The following is a 17,120-nucleotide window of genomic DNA, read 5'->3' on the forward strand; positions in this document are numbered from 1 at the left end:
CGGACCGCCCCCGGCGACAGGCGAGCGGCGTCGTTCACTCCCTCGGTGCGGGCGGTTGTGACCCCGGCACAACAACCGGCGGAGCCTTCGGTTCTGCGGCCTATGGCTTGGGTCACGGCCCGTCCTTACCGTCATTTCCCACCTGAGCCGCCCTGGGAAAGGACTTCGACGATGCACCTCGCGGCGCTGCCTGAAGAACGGGCCCGGCGAAACCCGAACCGGCCCTGCCTCGCTGACGAACACAGCGAACTCGGCAACGCCGGTTTCGCGGTGCGAGTGCGCGGCGCGGCGGCCGCGTTGCGGGCCCGAGGGGTCGGCGCGGGCGACGTCGTCGCGGTCTGGTTGCCGAATCGCGTCGAGTTCGCGGTGGTGTTGTTCGCTGCCTGGCGCCTCGGTGCCGCGGTCACGCCGGTGAACCCGGAGCTGACCGACGGCGAAGCCTCGTTCCAGATCGCCGACGCACGGGCGAAAGTCGTGGTGGGACAAGGTGATTCGGGCCTGGTGACGATGCGGATCGAGGAACTGGCGACCGCCGTTCCCGACGAGCGTCCGGTGGCAGGCGACGACCACGCGGTCGCGTTGCTCATCTACACCAGCGGCACCACCGGACAGCCGAAAGGCGTGGTGCTCGACCACGGCAACGTGCGGGCGATGACCGCGATGATCGTCGACGCGCTCGGACTCGGACCGGCAGACCACAGTTTGCTGGTCCTGCCGCTGTTCCACGTCAACGGAATCGTGGTCAGCGTGCTCGCGCCGCTGCTCGCCGGTGGCCGCTCGACGATCACCGCGAGATTCCGCGCCGATGACTTCTTCGACACGATCGAACGCGTCCGTCCGACGTATTTCTCCGCCGTACCAGCGATTTACGCTCGGCTAGCGGGTCTCCCGGACACCGTGCGGCCGGACACCTCGTCGCTGCGGCTGGTGGTCTGCGGGGCCGCGCCGATGCCCGCCGGGCTGATCCGGCGCGTCGAGGAACGGTTCGGCGTGGTGGTCGTCGAGGGCTATGGGCTGTCTGAGGGAAGCTGTGCTTCGACGCTGAACCCGCTGGCCGGGCCGCGTAAACCGGGGACGGTCGGGCGTCCGCTGCCCGGACAGGAAGTCGCGCTGATGGACTCGCGGGGTCGGCTGGTGACCGACGGTCCCGGCGAGGTCGTGGTCCGCGGCCCGAACGTGATGCGCGGCTACCTCAACCGGCCCGAGGCGACCGCCGCGACGATCGTCGAGGGCTGGCTGCACACCGGCGACGTCGGGCGGTTCGACGAGGACGGCTATCTCGTCCTGGTCGACCGCATCAAGGACATGATCATCCGGGGCGGGGAGAACCTCTACCCCAAGGAGATCGAGAACGCACTGCACGCACACCCGGCGGTGCTGGAAGCCGCGGTGGTCGGCGCGCCGCATCCGGTGCTCGGCGAAGTGCCAGTGGCGACCGTGACGCTGTACCCGGGCGCGGTCGTGAGCGAGGCCGAACTGCTTGAGCACTGCCGGGTCCGGCTGACGCGGGTCAAGGTGCCGGCGCGGATCGGCATCGTGCCCGCGCTGCCGCGGAACCCGGTCGGCAAGATCGACAAACCCGCGCTGCGCCGGGAACTCGCCGCGGCCGGCTGATCCGATTCTGCACGACAAATCCGTGCCCGCGGCTGCGGGCCCGGTCGATGCTGCCCGGAGAAAGGCGGAGAACAATGGGGTTCAAGACAGGGGACTTTCCCCCGGTCGATCCGGAAACCTTCCTGCGGAAGCCACTGTTCGAACGAACCAAGGCGCTCGCACTGCACTGGGTCCAGTTCGGATTCGGCTCGCCCAAGATGATTCCGGCGACGTACGTGGTGAAGCTGGTTTTCCTCTACGTGCTGGCCGGGGTCGCGCTGGCGACCTCGACGTCCGGTGCCGGCCCGTTCTGGGACGTGGCCGCGTGGTGGCACGAGCCAGTGGTTTACCAAAAGCTCGTGCTGTGGACGGTCTTCCTGGAAGCGTTCGGCGTCGCCGGTTCCTGGGGCCCGATCGCGGGCAAGTTCAAGCCGATGACCGGCGGGATCCTGTTCTGGGCGCGGCCCGGCACGATCCGGCTGCGGCCGTGGAAGCGCGTGCCGTTCACCGCGGGTGACCGGCGGAACGGCTTCGACGTGCTGCTGTACCTGGCTTTCCTCGCCACGCTGCTGACCGCGATCGTGCTTCCCGGTGTCCAGGACGCCGCACTGTCGGCCGCGCTGCCCGGCAACACCTCGGGACTCGTGCGCCCGGCATTGCTGATCGCGCCGATCGTGCTGTACGTGCTGAACGGCCTGCGGGACAAGACAATTTTTCTCGCCGCTCGCGGTGAACAGTATCTGCCCGCATTGGTGTTCTTCGCCTTCCTGCCGTTCGTGACCATGATCATCGCCGCGAAACTGCTGATCTGCATTGTCTGGATCGGCGCGGGCGTCTCGAAGTTCGGCAAGCACTTCACGAATGTGGTGCCGCCGATGGTGTCCAACAGTCCGTGTGTTCCGTTCAAATGGCTGAAGCGCGCGCATTACCGGAATTTCCCGGCCGACATCCGCCCGTCGAAGCTCGCGTCGTTCATGGCGCACGTCGGCGGGACGACGGTGGAAATCATCACGCCGCTGGTGCTGCTGTTCTCCACCAATCACTGGGTGACGCTCGCCGGGGTCGCGCTGATGGTGGTGTTCCACCTGTTCATCACGTCCACGTTCCCGCTGGCGGTGCCGCTGGAGTGGAACATTCTCTTCGGCTACCTCGCGATCTTCCTGTTCCTCGGCTTCCCGGCCAGCGATGGGTACGGCGTCGGCGACCTGATGCCGGGCTGGCTGGCCGTCGTGATCGCGGCCGCGCTGCTGTTCTTCCCGATCCTGGGCAATCTGCGCCCGGATCTGGTGTCGTTCCTGCCGTCGATGCGGCAGTACGCGGGGAACTGGGCGTCGGCGCTGTGGGCGTTCGCGCCAGGTGCCGAGGCGAAGCTGAACACGTTGCCGCACCGGCCGACGAAAAACCAGGTCGACCAGTTGCAGGAGATGGGCTACCCGGCGGAAATCGCCGAGATCACCATGCAGCAGACCATCGCGTGGCGGTCGATGCACAGCCAGGGCCGCGGGTTGTTCTCGGTGCTCGCGAAGAACCTGCCGGATCTCGAAACGCGGACTGTGCGCGAGGGAGAGTTCGGCTGCAACTCGATCATCGGGTTCAACTTCGGCGACGGGCACCTGCACAACCTCGACTTCGTCAACGCGGTGCAGAAGCGCGTCGGGTTCGCGCCCGGCGAGTGGATCGTGGTGTGGGTCGAGTCGCAGGCGATTCACTCGAAGGTGCAGCATTACCAGGTGATTGACGCGGCGCTGGGGGTGATCGAGCGTGGCCACTGGACGGTGGCCGACGCGGTCGACGAACAGCCGTGGCTGCCGAACGGCCCGATTCCGCTCACCGTCACCTGGACCGCGAGCCCGGCGGCGACGAGCAGCGTGCTGGCATGACCACCGCGGTGGTGGTCGGCAGCGGACCCAACGGGCTCGCCGCGGCGGCCGTGCTGGCTCGCGCCGGGGTCGACGTGACGGTGCTGGAGGCCGCCGGCGAGATCGGCGGCGGCACCCGCACCTCCGAGGCGATCGTCCCCGGCCTGCGGCACGACCACTGCTCCGCGACGCATCCGATGGCGGTCGGCTCCCCGGTGCTGACCGACCTCGGGCTCGACCAGTACGGCCTGCGCTGGCAGCTGCCGGAGATCGACTGCGTGCACCCGCTCGACGACGGCACCGCCGGTGTTCTGCGCCGCTCGGTCTCCGGCACCGCCGCCGGGCTCGGCCCGGACGAACGTCGCTGGTCGGCGCTCTTTTCTTCGCCCGCGCGCAACTACGACGCGCTGAGCGAGGACATCCTCGGGCCGCTGCTGCGAGTGCCGAAACATCCGTTGCTGCTGGGCCGGTTCGGTCTGCCGACAGTCGCTCCGGCGACCGTGCTGGCCCGCTGCTTCGGTACCGAACAGGCCCGCGCGCTGTGGCTCGGGGTCGCGGCGCACGCGTTCCGTCCGCTCGACCGCCCACTGTCGTCGGCGATCGGGCTCGGCATCATTACCGCTGGTCACCGGCACGGCTGGGCGGTCGCGGAGGGCGGGTCGCGGGCGATCAGCGACGCCTTGGCCGCGCTGGTCGCCGATTTCGGCGGGAAGATCGAGACCGGCGTGCGAGTGGAGTCGGTTTCGCGGCTGCCGCGGGCGGACGTGGTGGTGTGGGACGTCGGACCGGACACTCTCGCGCAGGTGCTCGGCGACCGGTTGCCGCCGCGGATCCGGCGGGCGTACGAGCGGTTTCGCTACGGTCCCGGCGCGTTCAAAGTGGACTTCGCGGTACAGGGCGGGATTCCGTGGCGGTCGCCGGAAGCGCGCGCCGCTGGGACCGTCCATTTGGGAGGATCGGCGGCGGAGATCGCTGCCGGTGAACGCGAAGTACACAATGGACGGATGCCGGAGCGGCCGTTTGTGCTGCTAGGACAGCAGTATCTGGCTGACCCGTCGCGTTCGGTCGGAGATGTGCATCCGGTGTGGGCGTACGCGCATGTGCCGCACGGATACGCTGGTGACGCCACCGAGGCGATCACCGCGCAGATCGAACGGTTCGCACCGGGCTTCCGGGATCGGGTCATTGGTTCGGTGACGACCTCGTCGGCGGAATTCGCCGCGGGGAACCCGAATTTCGTCGGCGGCAACATCCTCACCGGGGCGAAAGACACACGGCAGCTCGTCTTCGGTCCGCGGACGACGTTGCAGCCCTACGATATGGGTGTCCCCGGGCATTTCGTGTGTTCCGCGGCCACGCCGCCGGGGCCGGGTGCGCACGGGATGTGCGGCAGCCACGCGGCGGCGCGGGCGTTGCGGTATCTGCGGCGGTGACGGGTCAGCGGAGAAGGACGCCCGGGTTCAGGATCCCGGCCGGGTCGAGGGCGTCTTTCGCCGCGGAGAGGGCGGCGGCGAACGGGTCCGGGCGCTGCCGGTCGTACCACGGGCGGTGGTCGCGGCCGACCGAGTGATGGTGCGTGATCGTGCCGCCGTTGGCCAGGATCGCTTCGGATACCGCGGTTTTCAGCTCGTCCCACTGCGCGACGGTGCTGCCCCAGCGACCGGTCGCGTAAATGCCGTAGTACGGCGCGGGGCCGTCCGGGTACACGTGGGTGAACCGGCAGGTCACCACGCCCGCGCCGCAGATCTCGGCGATCGCCGCGTTCGCGGCCGTCGTGACCGCTTCGTGCAGGGACTCGAACGCGTCCCAGGTGCAGGCGGTCTCGAAGGTCTCCACCACCATCGACCGGCGGGCGAGGGCGTCGCGCTGGTAGGGCATCCGCAGGAACGCCGACCGCCAGGCCGAACCGGACTCGCCGCGGCGGGCGGTGACGGTGCCGCCGTGGTCCGCGGTCAGTTCGAGCGCGCGGTCCAGCCAGGCGTCCACCGGATGGTCGGCGGACTCGAACGCGAGCAACAGCAAGCCGTCTGCCTGGACGCCGGTGTTGAGGAACGCTTCCGCGGCGTCGAGGAGCCGGCAGTTCGCCGGGTACAGGCCGGACTGGGCGATGGCCCGGGTCGCTCGCACCGCGTCGGAGTAGCGGGCGAAGCTGATTGATGCTTTCACTTGCCACTGCGGGCGTTCTTGCAGGCGCATCCAGGCTTCGGTGATCACGCCGAGAGTGCCTTCCGAGCCGAGGAACATCCGATCCGGGGATGGCCCGGCCCCCGAACCGGGCAGCCGTCGCGACTCGCTGACACCGGCCGGGGTCACGACGCGCAGCGATTCGACGAGGTCGTCGATGTGCGTGGCCAACGTGGCGAAGTGGCCGCCGGCGCGGGTCGCCAGCCAGCCGCCGAGCGTGGAGTGCGTGAACGACTGGGGGTAGTGCCGCAACGTCAGCCCGTGCGGGCGGAGCTGGTTTTCGAGCGCCGGCCCGTACACCCCGGCCTGGATCCGCGCGGCGCGGCTCGTCCGGTCGATCTCCACGACCTGGTCGAGGCGGCCGAGGTCCAGTGACACCGCGGGGGCGGGGAACCGCGGTTCGATGCCGCCGACGACGGAACTGCCGCCGCCGTACGGGATTACCGGCGTGCCGCCGGTCGAGCACCAATGCAGGAGGTCGAGCACGTCCTGCTCGGACTCCGGGCGCGCGACGACGTCCGGCACCGCTTCGACCCGCCCTTCCAGATTCCGCACGACGTCGCGGAACGCCTTGCCGCGTGCGTGCGACAGCCGGTCGGCCGGGTCGGTCGAGCACAGCCGGGCCAGCGCGGCGGGCGGGCGGAGCCGGGACGGCGGCACCGGCAGGTCGTCCGGCGAGGGCGGAGCGTGGTCGGTGAAGTCGTGGGCGGGCAGGAAGGCGGCCGTGCGGGCGACCAGCGCTTCGGTCTCTTCGGCGGTCAGTGCTTCCTCGAGGTCGCCCCAACCCCACCAGGACCGTGTCATCCGTCTGCTCCCTTCCGAATTGACTCTAAGGTAACTTACTCTAGGGTAATAATCATTGAGGAGGAAAGATGAGCGTGCTGACCGCTGCCGCGCCGTTCGTGGTGAACAAGGTGTTTCCTCGCTTCGACCAGCGGATCGAGGAGTCCGTGAAGCCGTTCGACCGGCCCGGCCTGCTGCGGCCGCATCCGGGCTCGCGGACCTGGGCGTGGACGCATTACGGCATTTTCGTGCCGGAACTGCCGCGGCCGCACCGCTACCTCAACACCATGACCCTGATCGGCAGCACCGGCGCGGTCTGTTTCGACAACGACTACCTCGCGACCTCGGACGCCCGCCGCACCACGACCGTTCTCTCGTCCACTGCCGCACCCGGGCATCATCACTACCAGGCCTACGATTCCCGTACGGAATGCCGTTTCGCCGACGACGGTTCTCGGCTGGAGTGGGATTCGGATCTGGCTATCGAAGCAGCGCACCCGTCGTATCAGGTGCACGCGCGGTACGACGGGTTCTCGGCGGACCTGGCGATCACCGCGACGCCGCAGGTCTCGTGGTTTGTGCGCAATCCGGCTTACGACCACTTGAGCCTTCTCGCCACCTTCACCGGGATGATCACTGACGACACCGGTGAGACTGAAATCGGCGGTCTCTGCACCGTTGAGTACGCGCGATCCCTTTCCCCGCAAGCACTTCGGCGTTCGCCGCTGCCGCGGCGGTTCAAGCTGCCGATTGACTTCTTCACCTATCAGATCATCAATCTCGATGACCGGACGCAGCTGTTGCTCACCGATGTTCGCGCGGCCGGGGCGACGGCTTGCCGGCTCGCGCACCTGCGCACGCTCGACGGTGCCGCGGCGGTGTTCCGGGATGTGCGGGTCGAGGTGGAGCATCGGGCCGAGCCGCAGGTCGATCCGCGGGGGCGGAAGATGCGCGTCCCGGAGCGGTTCCGGTGGACGGTGCGGGATGGTGCGGAGGAGGTCGTGACGCTGGAGGCGGTGGTGGACAGTCCGCTGCGGTACGGCCATGGGCGCGGTTACGTCGGTGCTTACACGTATTCCGGCGCGTTCCGGGGGCGGCCGGTGTCGGGAAGCGGATACTTCGAGTGGGTGGACTGCGAGATCAGCCGCGCAGGGAGGTGAGGATGCGGGCGCAGCGCTGGGTAGTGGTTTCGGCGGGTTCCTCGGGGTGTTCGAGCCACCAGTTGACAGTGGCGGCGACCGCGCCGTACCAGATGCGGGCGAACAGCGAGGCATCGGCGGGATCGGCGAAACCGGCTGAGGCCAAGGCTTCCTGGGTGCCTTCCGCGCCGAGCACGGAGAGTTTGCGGCGGTAGGCGCGGGCTGCTTCGTCCACTGCCGAGCGTGGGGGCAGCGTCGGGTCCCAGAGGACGGCCCAGTCAAGGCGGCGGGGTTCCAGGGTGCGGAAGATCGCTTCCAGGGTGCCGAGGGCGCGGGTCAGGCCGGTGCCGGTTTGGGCTTCGGTGACGGCGTCGACGAGCGGGGCCGCGCCTCGGTGGAGGCAGGCCAGGTAGAGGCCGTCCTTGGACTCGAAGTAGCCGTACACCAGCGGTTTGGAAATCTCCGCCCGGCCGGCGATGGCGGCTACTGAGGCGTGGGCGTAGCCCTGGGTGCCGAACTCCTGGACGGCGGCGTCGAGGATCAGCCGCTCCCGCTCGGGACGCGGCATTCCTTTGCTGCCTGCCGAATTCGCCACGTCTTCAGCATAGCTGATGAGGATCGCGGGGTGCTTTGGTCCATTGTGGACTTTCATGCCGGGTGACCGGTAGGCTGCTTGAACGGGTTTCACGAGGCAGGGGAAGGTCGCTGTGTCTGCTCATCATCTTGTGGTTGACGGTGCGGACATCGTTTACGACGTGCACCACCAGCCGCTCGGGGAGGGGTCTCGCCCGTTGATGATGATCGGGCAGCCGATGGACGCCAGCGGGTTCACTACGCTGCTGTCGTTCTTTCCGGATCGAACGGTGGTTACCTATGACCCGCGGGGGATTGGGCGCAGTACGCGGTCTGACGGTCTTACGGAGAATCGGCCTGAGGTTCAGGCTGGGGACGTGCACGCGGTGGTCGAGGCCCTCGGGGTCGGACCGGTCGACCTGTTCGCCAGCAGTGGCGGGGCGGTTACCGCGATGGCGTTGGTCGCGAAGCATCCCGAGGATGTCGTGACGTTGGTGGCGCATGAGCCGCCAGCGATCGCGGCGTTGCCGGATGTCGAGGCGGCCAAGCGGGCCTGCGATGCGATGACTGCCGTGTACCTGGCCCGGGGCTGGGGGTACGGGATGGCTGCGTTCATCGCGCTGACCAGTTGGGCCGGGGAGTTCACTGAGGAGTACTTCGCGCAGCCGGTTGCCGAGCCGGGGCAGTTCGGGATGCCTGCGGAGGATGACGGCAAGCGGGATGATCCGTTGTTGTCTGAGCGGTCTCGGCCGGTTATTGACTATGTGCCGGATGTCGCCGCGTTGCGGAATGCTTCGACTCGGGTCGTGTTCGCGGTGGGGGAGGAGACCGGGGATACGTTTACTGGGCGGACTGTTCGGGCGATTGCTGCTCGGGTTGGGTCTGGGGTGACTGTGTTTCCCAGTCATCACGGGGGGTTTCTTGGCGGGGAGCATGGGTATGCGGGGGAGCCGGAGGCGTTTGCTGGCCGGTTGCGGGAGGTTTTGGGGTGATCGGCTCGTCGCCTGGGGGCGACATCGCCCGTGGTCTTGGCGTGGGGCACCCCGAAGCCCTGAGTGTGCTGACGGTTCGGGGGTGCTTGTCAAGGCGGGAAAGATGCCTTGACAAGCACCCCCGAACCGCAGGGAGGCTTCGGATCGGGGTGTGGGGGAGGGGCTGGGTGCCTCGATCGTCGGGTGCGTCGGCTGCGGGTTTGTTGGTGGGATTGGTTGGGCGTGGCCGTGGCGGGTGGGTGCGTGGCTTGGGTGGGTGGCCGTGGCGGGTGGATGCGCGGCTTGGGTGCGTGGCCGTCGCGGGTGGGTTCGCGGTTGCGGGGCATTCCGGCGGATGGTGGCGGGCGGGTCGTGAGGGGTCCCTCACGGACCGTGGGCGGATCGTGAAGGGAACCCTGGGGGAATCAGAGTCTGCCTCACGGACCTCGGCTGGAGCGGGGGTGCGCGGATTGGCAAGACCTCTGCCTGCGACGACAAGGCCATCGGCCGCTGAGCAAGCACACTGGGACGCCGCGGGGCAACGGGCGCCCTGGAGCGGATCGGGAGGCCTGGATGGCACAGCAGTCGACATCGGAGGCTGTCGGAGGGCAGCTTCGCGCTAATGCGCTTGGCACTGGCGGGATTGCGTTTCTCGTGCTCGCTGCGGTCGCGCCGTTGACCGGGATGGTGGTGATCGCGGGGCTCGGGATCGCGCTGGGCAATGGCGGCGGAATGCCTGCGTCGTTCCTGATCGCCGGGATTGTGTTGCTGTTGTTCGGTGTCGGGTACGCGCGGATGAGCCGGTACGTGTCGAACGCTGGCGGGTTCTATGCCTATCTTACCGCGGCGCTAGGGCGTCCGGCGGGGCTTTCCGGGGCGTTTGTGGCGTTGGCTGGGTACAACTGTTTCGTCGCGGGGGCGGTGGGGACCTCCGGGGCGTTGACGGGGGGCGTGGTCAACCGGGTCTTTCACTTGGACTTGCCGTGGGAGTTTTGGGCCGCGCTGTCGGTCGTCGCGGTGTTTTTGCTGAGTCGTCGTGGGGTGGACGTGTCGGCGAAGGTGCTTGCGGTGTCGCTGATTCTCGAGGTCAGCATTCTGGTCGTGTTCGATGTCGCGGTGCTCGTGAAGTCCGGGTATTCGCTCAGTGCGTTGTCGCCTGCCGTCGTCACGTCCGGGTCGATTGGGCTTGGGTTGTTGTTCGCTGCCACGTGTTTCATCGGATTCGAGGCGACCGCTTTGTTCAGCGAGGAAGCGCGCGACCCGAACAAGTCGGTGCCGCGCGCTACGTATATCGCGGTGATTGCGATTGGGGTGTTCGCCGCGGTTACTTCGCTTGCGCTGGTCAGTGCGATCGGCGTGGGGAACGCGAAATCCGTGGCGCAGGATCATCTTGCGGCGGGCGACCTGCTTCTTGCTACCTCGCAGGACGTTCTCGGGACCGTGCTTACCGATGTCATGCAATTGCTGCTCGTGGTGAGTCTGTTCGCCGCGTTGCTGGCGTTGCACAACTCGGCGAGCCGGTACATCTACGCGCTTGCTCGGGACGGTGTGCTGCCGAAGGCGTTGGGGCGTACGGTTTCTGGTACGCCGCGTAATGCCAGTGCCGCGCAGATCGGGTTCGCTACGGTCGTCGCGGCGATCTTCGCGGTGCTCGGGCTCGATCCGGTCGCGTTTCTGACGTCGTCGATGACGGGGTTCGGGACGCTGGCGATCCTCGTGCTGCAGGCGATGGCGTCGATCGCGGTGGTGGTGTTCTTCCGGCAGCGGCGGGACCCGCATTGGTGGAGCACGTTTGCCGCACCGGGGCTTGGCGGGGCGGGACTGATCGGGGTGATTGTGCTGGCGGTCCTGAATTTTCCGACGATGGCCGGATCCGACGCGGCATGGATCGGGTTGTTGCCTTGGCTGCTGCCGATCCTGATTGTCGCGGGGCTGGCGATGGCGGAATATCTGCGACGGAAGCGTCCGGAGACTTATGCGGCGCTCGGGCCGGAAGTGCATTGAGTCCGCGGTGGACTCAGCTTTTCGCCTTGGCGCGGTCGTGGGCCCAGCCGGCGAGGACCATTCCGGCGAGGGTCAGCACCACCAGGGCGGCCAGCTGTCCGCCCCAGCCGCCGGGGATCCAGTCGAGCGCGCCCCACAATTGACGCGCGTCGTGGTCGAAGAAACTGCGGATCGCGGCCTGTGCGGATACGACGGTGATCACCATTCCGGCGATCTGCACTGCTGAGTAGCCGCCCTTGCTCATGTGCTCTCCCTGAGTTCGCGATGGTCTCAGTGTGTGGGTCGCGGCCACGACGCGCATCGGACCTGCGGAGCGGACCTGGGTCGACCAAAGTCGAGGGTTACTACTTTGGTCCAGGTGCGGAGTGTGCCGCGGGCGGCTGCACGGCGGGGGCGGATCGGCGAAGATGGGCTCGTGGTCGTTTCGCAGGTCAAGCTCAAACCGTGGCAGCAGGGGTGGCGGCTGGTCGTGGCCGCCCTGCTCGGCGTGCTCGCCTGGCTGGCGGTCGCCTCCCAGCTGCCGGAGGGATCCGACGACCCGCGGATCGGGTGGCTCATTTTCGGCGACCCGGTCATCGGGCTCGGCTGCCTGGTCGCGTCGATGTGGCGGCGGAAGTATCCGCTCTCGGTCGCGACCGGGGTGGTGATCGTCTCGGCGGTGTCGGCCTCCGCCGGGGGAGCCGCGCTGCTCGTGCTCGGGTCGCTCGCCACTCGGCGCCGGCCGCTTGAGACCACCTTCATGGGGGTGGCGTGCGTCGCTACCGCGGCGGTCACCGAAGGGCTCTACCCGCGCGGTTCCGATCCGGACCCGTGGTGGTTCTCTATTTTGTTCATCGTGCTCATCACCGGCATCGTCGTGGCGGTCGGGGCGGCGATCGGGGCGCGGCGCGAGGAGTTGCAGTCGCTGCGGGAACGTGCGGAGAGCGCGGAACGCGAGCAGGTCGCGCGGGCGGCCGAGGCGCGGATTGTCGAGCGGCACCGGATCGCGCGCGAGATGCACGACGTCCTCGCGCATCGGGTTTCGCTGGTCGCGATGCAGGCAGGGGTGCTGGGGCATCGCACCGATCTGCCACCGGAGCAGGTGTCGCTGCTGGCCAGGGGAATCGCTGACGGCGCGCATCAGGCGCTGGAGGAACTGCGCGAGGTGCTCGGGGTCCTGCGGGCCAGTCCGGGCGGGCTTGAGCCGCCGCAGCCGTCGCTCGCGAATCTGCCCGCGTTGGTCGCTGACGCTCGGGCGCTCGGGGTCAATGTCGGCTATACCCCGGAGTCGGTCGGGACACCGCCGGATCTGCTCGCGCGCACGGCGTACCGGATCGTCCAAGAAGGACTGACCAATGCCGGAAAACACGCGCCTGGCACTGAAGTGTGCGTCACCGTTGCGGGCGGGGAGGGCGAGGGGCTGCGCGTGACGGTGCGGGATTCCGGCGCGGCGAAGAGCGGGCCGCCGCCGCCTTCGGCCGGGTTCGGGTTGCTGGGGCTTTCCGAGCGGGTCGGGCTCGCCGGTGGTGAACTGGACCATTACGCGGACCCGGACGGCGGGTTCGTGCTGACCGCGTGGCTGCCATGGCCTGCCCGCGGCGAAGGGAGCGAGTGAGTGGACCGGGTGCGGGTCGTGATCGTCGACGACGATCAGCTGGTACGGATGTCGTTGCGGCTCATGCTCGACGGCGAAGCCGACCTGGAGGTCGCGGGCGAGGCCGCGGACGGCGACGCCGCGATCGCCGAGGTCCGCAGGCTGCGGCCGGACGTCGTGCTGATGGACGTGCGGATGCCCGGTCGTGACGGGCTGAGCGCGACCGAGGCGATCCTCAGCTGGCCGGACCCACCGCGGATCCTGGTGCTGACCACGTTCGATTCCGACGAGATGGTGCTCGGCGCGCTGCGCGCCGGCGCGCTCGGGTTTGTGCTCAAGGACACCCCGCCGCCGGACATCCTGGCCGCGGTGCGCGCGGTCGCCGACGGGGACCCCGCGCTGTCCCCGGCCGCCACCAGCCGGTTGATCACCGCGGCGATGGGTCCGCAGTCGTCGGCGACCCGGAGTGCCGCGCGGGAGGCGGCACTGGCGCGGCTGGCCGCGTTGACCGAACGCGAACGGGACACCGCGCGGGCGATCGCGGAAGGGCTGTCGAACGCCGAGGTGGGCGCGCGGCTGCACATCAGCGTGGCGACGGTGAAGGCGCACACGAGCAGCCTGTTCGCGAAGCTCGGCGTGGTGAACCGGGTGCAGATCGCGCTCGTAGTGCGCGACAGCGAGGGATAACCAGAAATCCGCAGTGCCGGACAGCTTCGACGCGCGTATTCCGAGATGGTGCCGAAATTGGCGTGAACGGAATCTTTATCCGGTAATTTGCGCTGTTGGCCACAGCGCATCACCTTCGCGCTCCGGTGCGGTCTCGACCAGCCCGGCAACCTGCTCCACGAGGCGTGCAAGGAGGTCAGGCCGTTGCCTGCGCGTGTTCTGGGCAGTCTGTGCGCAATTCGGTCAGTGCCAAGGGTTTCCGCATCAAGTGGCAGTGGTGCGGGGCCTTCGGGCCGGGGTGCTCGTCCGGCCCGAAGAACCGGCAGGTCGTGCACACCCGGGCGACGCTGATCGCGCCGCTGCGCTGCAGGTCCGCGATCACCCGCAACAGCGTGTGCAGCGTCGTGGCCCGGTCCGGCTCCGGCAGCGCGGCCACCAGCTGTTCGTCCCACGCCGACAACTCGGCGGAGACCTGGAAACCGCGGTCGGTCAGGGCGAGCAGGCGGCGGCGTCCGTCCGAACCTGGCGAGCGGATGAGGAGTCCCTTGCGTTCCAGGGCGCTGACCGCGTCGGACATCGTCGGCGTGCCGGCTGACCGGAAAGGGACAGCACTGCTTGTTGTTGCAGCGGCGAATGGCCTTGAGCGCGGGCGCTGCGCTGGGACAGTGCGCGCAGGCCGTTCCCGAGCCGTTCGACGGCGTCGGCCAGCCGGCGGTCGAGGCCGGGTTCGTGCTCGGGCATGCGCGTCGCCTCGTGGACTCCTTGTCACCATGGTCAGCGACGGCCCGGAAGAAGGCCGGGACCACCCGGTCCCGGCCTCCTCCCTCGNCCTCCCTCGCCAGGTGGCTCAGACGAGTTTTTGCGCTTCGAGCAGCGTGTCTCGCAGGATTTGCTCGATCTGGTCGAACTCCGCCTGCCCCGCGATCAGCGGCGGGGCGAACTGGACGACTACGTCGCCCCGGTCGTCCGGACGGCAGTAGAGGCCGCGTTCGAACAGCGCGCCCGGCAGGAAGCCGCGGACGAGGCGTTCCCGCTCGTCGGCGTCGAACGTCTCCCGGGTCGCCTTGTCCTTGACCAGTTCGACCGCCCAGAAGTACCCGTCGCCGCGGACGTCGCCGACGATCGGCAGGTCCAGCAGCTTGTCCAGGGTCGAGCGGAACGCGTCCTGGTTGTCCAGTACACGCTGGTTGAGGCCCTCGCGTTCCATCAGGTCGAGGTTCGCGAGGGCGACCGCGGCCGACACCGGATGCCCGCCGAAGGTGTACCCGTGCGGGAAGGCGACCTTCGCGCCGAGGAACGGCTCCATCACCCGGTCCGACGCGATCAGCGCGGCGATCGGGCTGTAGCCGGAACTGAGGCCCTTGGCGCAGGTCAGCAGGTCCGGCTGGAGGCCGAACTTCTCGCTGGCGAAGGTCGCGCCGTGCCTGCCGAAGGCGCAGATCACCTCGTCGGCGACCAGCAGCACGTCGTGCCGGTCGCAGATTTCCCGCACCCGCTCGAAGTACCCGGGCGGCGGCGTGAGGCAGCCGCCGGAGTTCTGCACCGGTTCGAGCACGACCGCGGCGACCGTGTCCGCGCCCTCGAACCGGATCGCTTCCTCGATCCGGTCCGCGGCCCAGGCGCCGAATGCTTCGAGGTCGCCGGCGAACTCCGGATGCCGGTACAGGTTGGTGTTCGGCACCCGGAACCCGCCCGGTGCCAGCGGTTCGAAGTCCTTCTTCATCGCGGGCAGCCCGGTGATCGCGAGCGCGCCGTGCGGGGTGCCGTGGTAGGCCACCGCGCGGCTGATCACCTTGTGCTTGCCGGGTTTTCCGGTCAGCTTGAAGTACTGCTTCGCGACCTTCCACGCGGACTCGACCGCTTCGCCGCCGCCGGTGGCGAAGAAGACGCGGTTGAGGTCGCCCGGCGCGAGGTGCGCGAGCCGTTCGGCCAGTTCCGCCGCGGGTTTCGTGGCATAGCCCCAAATCGGGAAGTAGGCCAGCTCGTTCGCCTGCTGTGCGGCGACGTCTGCGAGTTCGCGGCGGCCGTGTCCGGCCTGCACGACGAAAAGCCCGGCCAGCCCGTCGAGAATCTTGCGGCCGCGGTCGTCCCACACGTGCACGCCCTCGCCGCGGGTGATCACCGGGACCGGCGAGTCCGGGTAATTTCCCATGCGGGAGAAGTGCATCCACAGGTGCCGGGCTGCTGCCGACTGAGTGTCCATCGCTGATCCCTCTCAGACGTTCCGCGGGAAACCGAGGTCGAGGCCACCCTGTTCGGGGCCCGGCCAGCGGGTGGTGACGACCTTGGCGCGGGTGAAGAAGTGCACGCCCTCGCCGCCGTGCGCGTGGGTGTCGCCGAACAGCGAGTTCTTGCGGCCGCCGAACGAGTGGTAGGCCACCGGGACCGGCACCGGCACATTCACGCCGACCATGCCCGCCTCGACGTCGGCGGAGAACCGGCGGGCCGCGCCGCCGTCGTTGGTGAAGATCGCCGCGCCGTTGCCGTACGGTCCGGCGTTGATTAGTTCGATCGCCTCGGCGAACGTTTCCACCCGCACGACCGAAAGGACCGGGCCGAAGATCTCGTCGGTGTAGATCGGCATGTCCGGGCGGACGTGGTCGAACACGGTGGGGCCGACGAAGAATCCTTCGCCGTCCGCGTCGAATTCGCCTTCCCGGCCGTCCAGGACCAGCGTCGCGCCAGCCTCCGCACCTGCCGCGATGTAGCCGGAGACCCGGTCCTTCGCCGCGGCGGTGACCAGCGGGCCCATGTCGCAGGAGCGGGTGCCGTCGCCGGTCACCAGCGTCTTCGCGCGGTCGGCGATCCGCGGCACCAGCGCGTCGGCGACATCGCCCACCGCGACCACCACCGACACCGCCATGCAGCGTTCGCCCGCGGACCCGAAACCAGCGCTGACCGCCTGGTCGGCGACCAGGTCGAGGTCGGCGTCGGGCAGCACGACCAGGTGGTTCTTCGCGCCGCCGAGCGCTTGGACGCGCTTGCCGTTCGCGGTGCCGGTCTCGTAGACGTACTGCGCGATCGGGGTTGAGCCGACGAACGAAACCGCCTCGATGTCCGGGCTGTGCAGCAGCGCGTCGACCGCGGTCTTGTCGCCGTGCAGCACGTTGAACACGCCTTCGGGCAGACCGGCTTCGCGCCACAGCTCGGCGAGCCAGTTCGCGGCGGTCGGCACCTTCTCCGACGGCTTCAGCACCACGGTGTTCCCGGCCGCGATCGCGATCGGGAAGAACCACATCGGGACCATGGCGGGAAAGTTGAACGGCGAGATGACAGCGACCGGACCGAGCGGTTCGCGCAGCNCGTCGTGACGTCGATGCCGGTCGACGCGTTGGCCGTCGCCGCGCCCTTGAGCAGCTGCGGGATCCCGCAGGCGAACTCGACGACCTCCAGGCCGCGCGCGACCTCGCCCGCCGCGTCGGACAGCACCTTGCCGTGCTCGGCGGTGATGATCTTCGCGAGTTCTCCCGACCGCGCGTCGAGCAGTTCGCGGAACCGGAACAGCACCCGGCTGCGCTTGGCCAGCGAGGTCTTGCGCCAGACGGGGAACGCGGCCTTCGCGGCGGCGATCGCGGCCTCGGCGTCCGCGGCCGAGCCGAGCGGCACGCGCGCGGTGACCTTCCCGGTCGCCGGGTTCGTGACGTCCCCGTAGCCGTCCGGCGAGCCTGCTGCCTCGCCGCCGGCGATCCACTGGGACAGCGTCGGCACGGAATCGCTCATCGAGCCACCTTTCGTCCTGGTATTCGCCCTCTGAGGGTCCCTCGCGGACGGGGCA

The 17,120-nt window shown here is 68.9% G+C and carries 13 protein-coding genes and 1 pseudogene; 8 read left to right on the top strand and 6 right to left on the bottom strand.

The window, feature by feature from the left end; all coding sequences use genetic code 11:
- Nucleotides 1–171 precede the first annotated feature (171 nt).
- The 3 genes from A4R44_RS03375 (at nt 172) to A4R44_RS03385 (ending at nt 4,885) form a co-directional block, all read left to right on the top strand.
- Nucleotides 172–1,614 (top strand): class I adenylate-forming enzyme family protein, encoded by a 1,443-nt coding sequence (locus A4R44_RS03375; RefSeq protein ID WP_067576255.1) that lies wholly within the window; start codon nt 172–174, stop codon nt 1,612–1,614.
- Nucleotides 1,615–1,688: 74 nt separating this feature from the next.
- Nucleotides 1,689–3,473, top strand: coding sequence for a DUF3556 domain-containing protein (locus A4R44_RS03380; RefSeq protein ID WP_067576257.1), 1,785 nt, complete (start codon nt 1,689–1,691; stop codon nt 3,471–3,473).
- Complete coding sequence (locus tag A4R44_RS03385; protein ID WP_067576601.1) at nt 3,470–4,885, top strand: NAD(P)/FAD-dependent oxidoreductase; 1,416 nt, start codon at nt 3,470–3,472, stop codon at nt 4,883–4,885. The genes A4R44_RS03380 and A4R44_RS03385 overlap by 4 nt, the downstream gene beginning before the upstream one ends.
- A gap of 4 nt (nt 4,886–4,889) precedes the next feature.
- Here the strand turns inward: A4R44_RS03385 and A4R44_RS03390 are convergent, their stop codons facing one another.
- A complete protein-coding gene (locus A4R44_RS03390; protein ID WP_067576260.1) occupies nt 4,890–6,440 on the bottom strand; it encodes an FAD-binding oxidoreductase in 1,551 nt (516 codons plus the stop codon).
- A gap of 68 nt (nt 6,441–6,508) precedes the next feature.
- On the opposite strand from A4R44_RS03390, the gene A4R44_RS03395 reads away from it, so the two are divergent.
- A complete protein-coding gene (locus A4R44_RS03395) occupies nt 6,509–7,579 on the top strand; it encodes a DUF6670 family protein (protein ID WP_067576261.1) in 1,071 nt (356 codons plus the stop codon).
- Here the strand turns inward: A4R44_RS03395 and A4R44_RS03400 are convergent.
- A complete protein-coding gene (locus tag A4R44_RS03400; RefSeq protein ID WP_232791477.1) occupies nt 7,560–8,153 on the bottom strand; it encodes a TetR/AcrR family transcriptional regulator in 594 nt (197 codons plus the stop codon). The genes A4R44_RS03395 and A4R44_RS03400 overlap by 20 nt on opposite strands.
- Before the next feature lie 112 nt (nt 8,154–8,265).
- Here A4R44_RS03400 and A4R44_RS03405 point away from each other — a divergent pair, with 112 nt between their 5' ends.
- Both A4R44_RS03405 and A4R44_RS03410 read left to right on the top strand, forming a co-directional pair.
- A complete protein-coding gene (locus A4R44_RS03405; RefSeq protein WP_067576263.1) occupies nt 8,266–9,123 on the top strand; it encodes an alpha/beta fold hydrolase in 858 nt (285 codons plus the stop codon).
- Nucleotides 9,124–9,675: 552 nt separating this feature from the next.
- The gene (locus A4R44_RS03410) at nt 9,676–11,106 is read left to right on the top strand and encodes an APC family permease (protein ID WP_067576265.1); all 1,431 of its coding nucleotides are present in this window, start codon (nt 9,676–9,678) and stop codon (nt 11,104–11,106) included.
- Nucleotides 11,107–11,119: 13 nt separating this feature from the next.
- On the opposite strand, the gene A4R44_RS03415 is transcribed toward A4R44_RS03410, so the two are convergent.
- Complete coding sequence (locus tag A4R44_RS03415) at nt 11,120–11,350, bottom strand: hypothetical protein (RefSeq protein WP_067576267.1); 231 nt, start codon at nt 11,348–11,350, stop codon at nt 11,120–11,122.
- 171 nt (nt 11,351–11,521) lie between these two features.
- On the opposite strand from A4R44_RS03415, the gene A4R44_RS03420 reads away from it, so the two are divergent.
- A complete protein-coding gene (locus A4R44_RS03420; RefSeq protein ID WP_067576269.1) occupies nt 11,522–12,700 on the top strand; it encodes a sensor histidine kinase in 1,179 nt (392 codons plus the stop codon).
- Nucleotides 12,701–13,366, top strand: a complete 666-nt coding sequence (locus A4R44_RS03425; RefSeq protein ID WP_067576272.1) for a response regulator transcription factor — start codon at nt 12,701–12,703, stop codon at nt 13,364–13,366.
- Between the two features lie 175 nt (nt 13,367–13,541).
- On the opposite strand, the gene A4R44_RS03430 is transcribed toward A4R44_RS03425, so the two are convergent.
- The 3 genes and pseudogenes from A4R44_RS03430 to A4R44_RS03440 all read right to left on the bottom strand — a co-directional run bounded on the left by A4R44_RS03430 (nt 13,542) and on the right by A4R44_RS03440 (nt 17,065).
- Nucleotides 13,542–13,922, bottom strand: coding sequence for a MarR family winged helix-turn-helix transcriptional regulator (locus tag A4R44_RS03430; RefSeq protein WP_067576274.1), 381 nt, complete (start codon nt 13,920–13,922; stop codon nt 13,542–13,544).
- A 270-nt stretch (nt 13,923–14,192) separates the two neighbouring features.
- Complete coding sequence (locus tag A4R44_RS03435; RefSeq protein ID WP_067576276.1) at nt 14,193–15,548, bottom strand: aspartate aminotransferase family protein; 1,356 nt, start codon at nt 15,546–15,548, stop codon at nt 14,193–14,195.
- A 12-nt stretch (nt 15,549–15,560) separates the two neighbouring features.
- A pseudogene (locus A4R44_RS03440) lies at nt 15,561–17,065 on the bottom strand (CoA-acylating methylmalonate-semialdehyde dehydrogenase).
- Nucleotides 17,066–17,120: the final 55 nt, after the last annotated feature.

The organism is Amycolatopsis sp. M39, assembly GCF_001651785.1.
Classification (GTDB): Bacteria; Actinomycetota; Actinomycetes; order Mycobacteriales; family Pseudonocardiaceae; genus Amycolatopsis; species Amycolatopsis rubida.

Coding starts and splice junctions, on each gene's coding strand:
- A4R44_RS03375 (WP_067576255.1), top strand. CDS start 172: ATGCACCTCGCGGCGCTGCCTGAAGAACGGGCCCGGCGAAACCCGAAC.
- A4R44_RS03380 (WP_067576257.1), top strand. CDS start 1,689: ATGGGGTTCAAGACAGGGGACTTTCCCCCGGTCGATCCGGAAACCTTC.
- A4R44_RS03385 (WP_067576601.1), top strand. CDS start 3,470: ATGACCACCGCGGTGGTGGTCGGCAGCGGACCCAACGGGCTCGCCGCG.
- A4R44_RS03390 (WP_067576260.1), bottom strand. CDS start 6,440: ATGACACGGTCCTGGTGGGGTTGGGGCGACCTCGAGGAAGCACTGACC.
- A4R44_RS03395 (WP_067576261.1), top strand. CDS start 6,509: ATGAGCGTGCTGACCGCTGCCGCGCCGTTCGTGGTGAACAAGGTGTTT.
- A4R44_RS03410 (WP_067576265.1), top strand. CDS start 9,676: ATGGCACAGCAGTCGACATCGGAGGCTGTCGGAGGGCAGCTTCGCGCT.
- A4R44_RS03415 (WP_067576267.1), bottom strand. CDS start 11,350: ATGAGCAAGGGCGGCTACTCAGCAGTGCAGATCGCCGGAATGGTGATC.
- A4R44_RS03430 (WP_067576274.1), bottom strand. CDS start 13,922: ATGTCCGACGCGGTCAGCGCCCTGGAACGCAAGGGACTCCTCATCCGC.
- A4R44_RS03435 (WP_067576276.1), bottom strand. CDS start 15,548: ATGGACACTCAGTCGGCAGCAGCCCGGCACCTGTGGATGCACTTCTCC.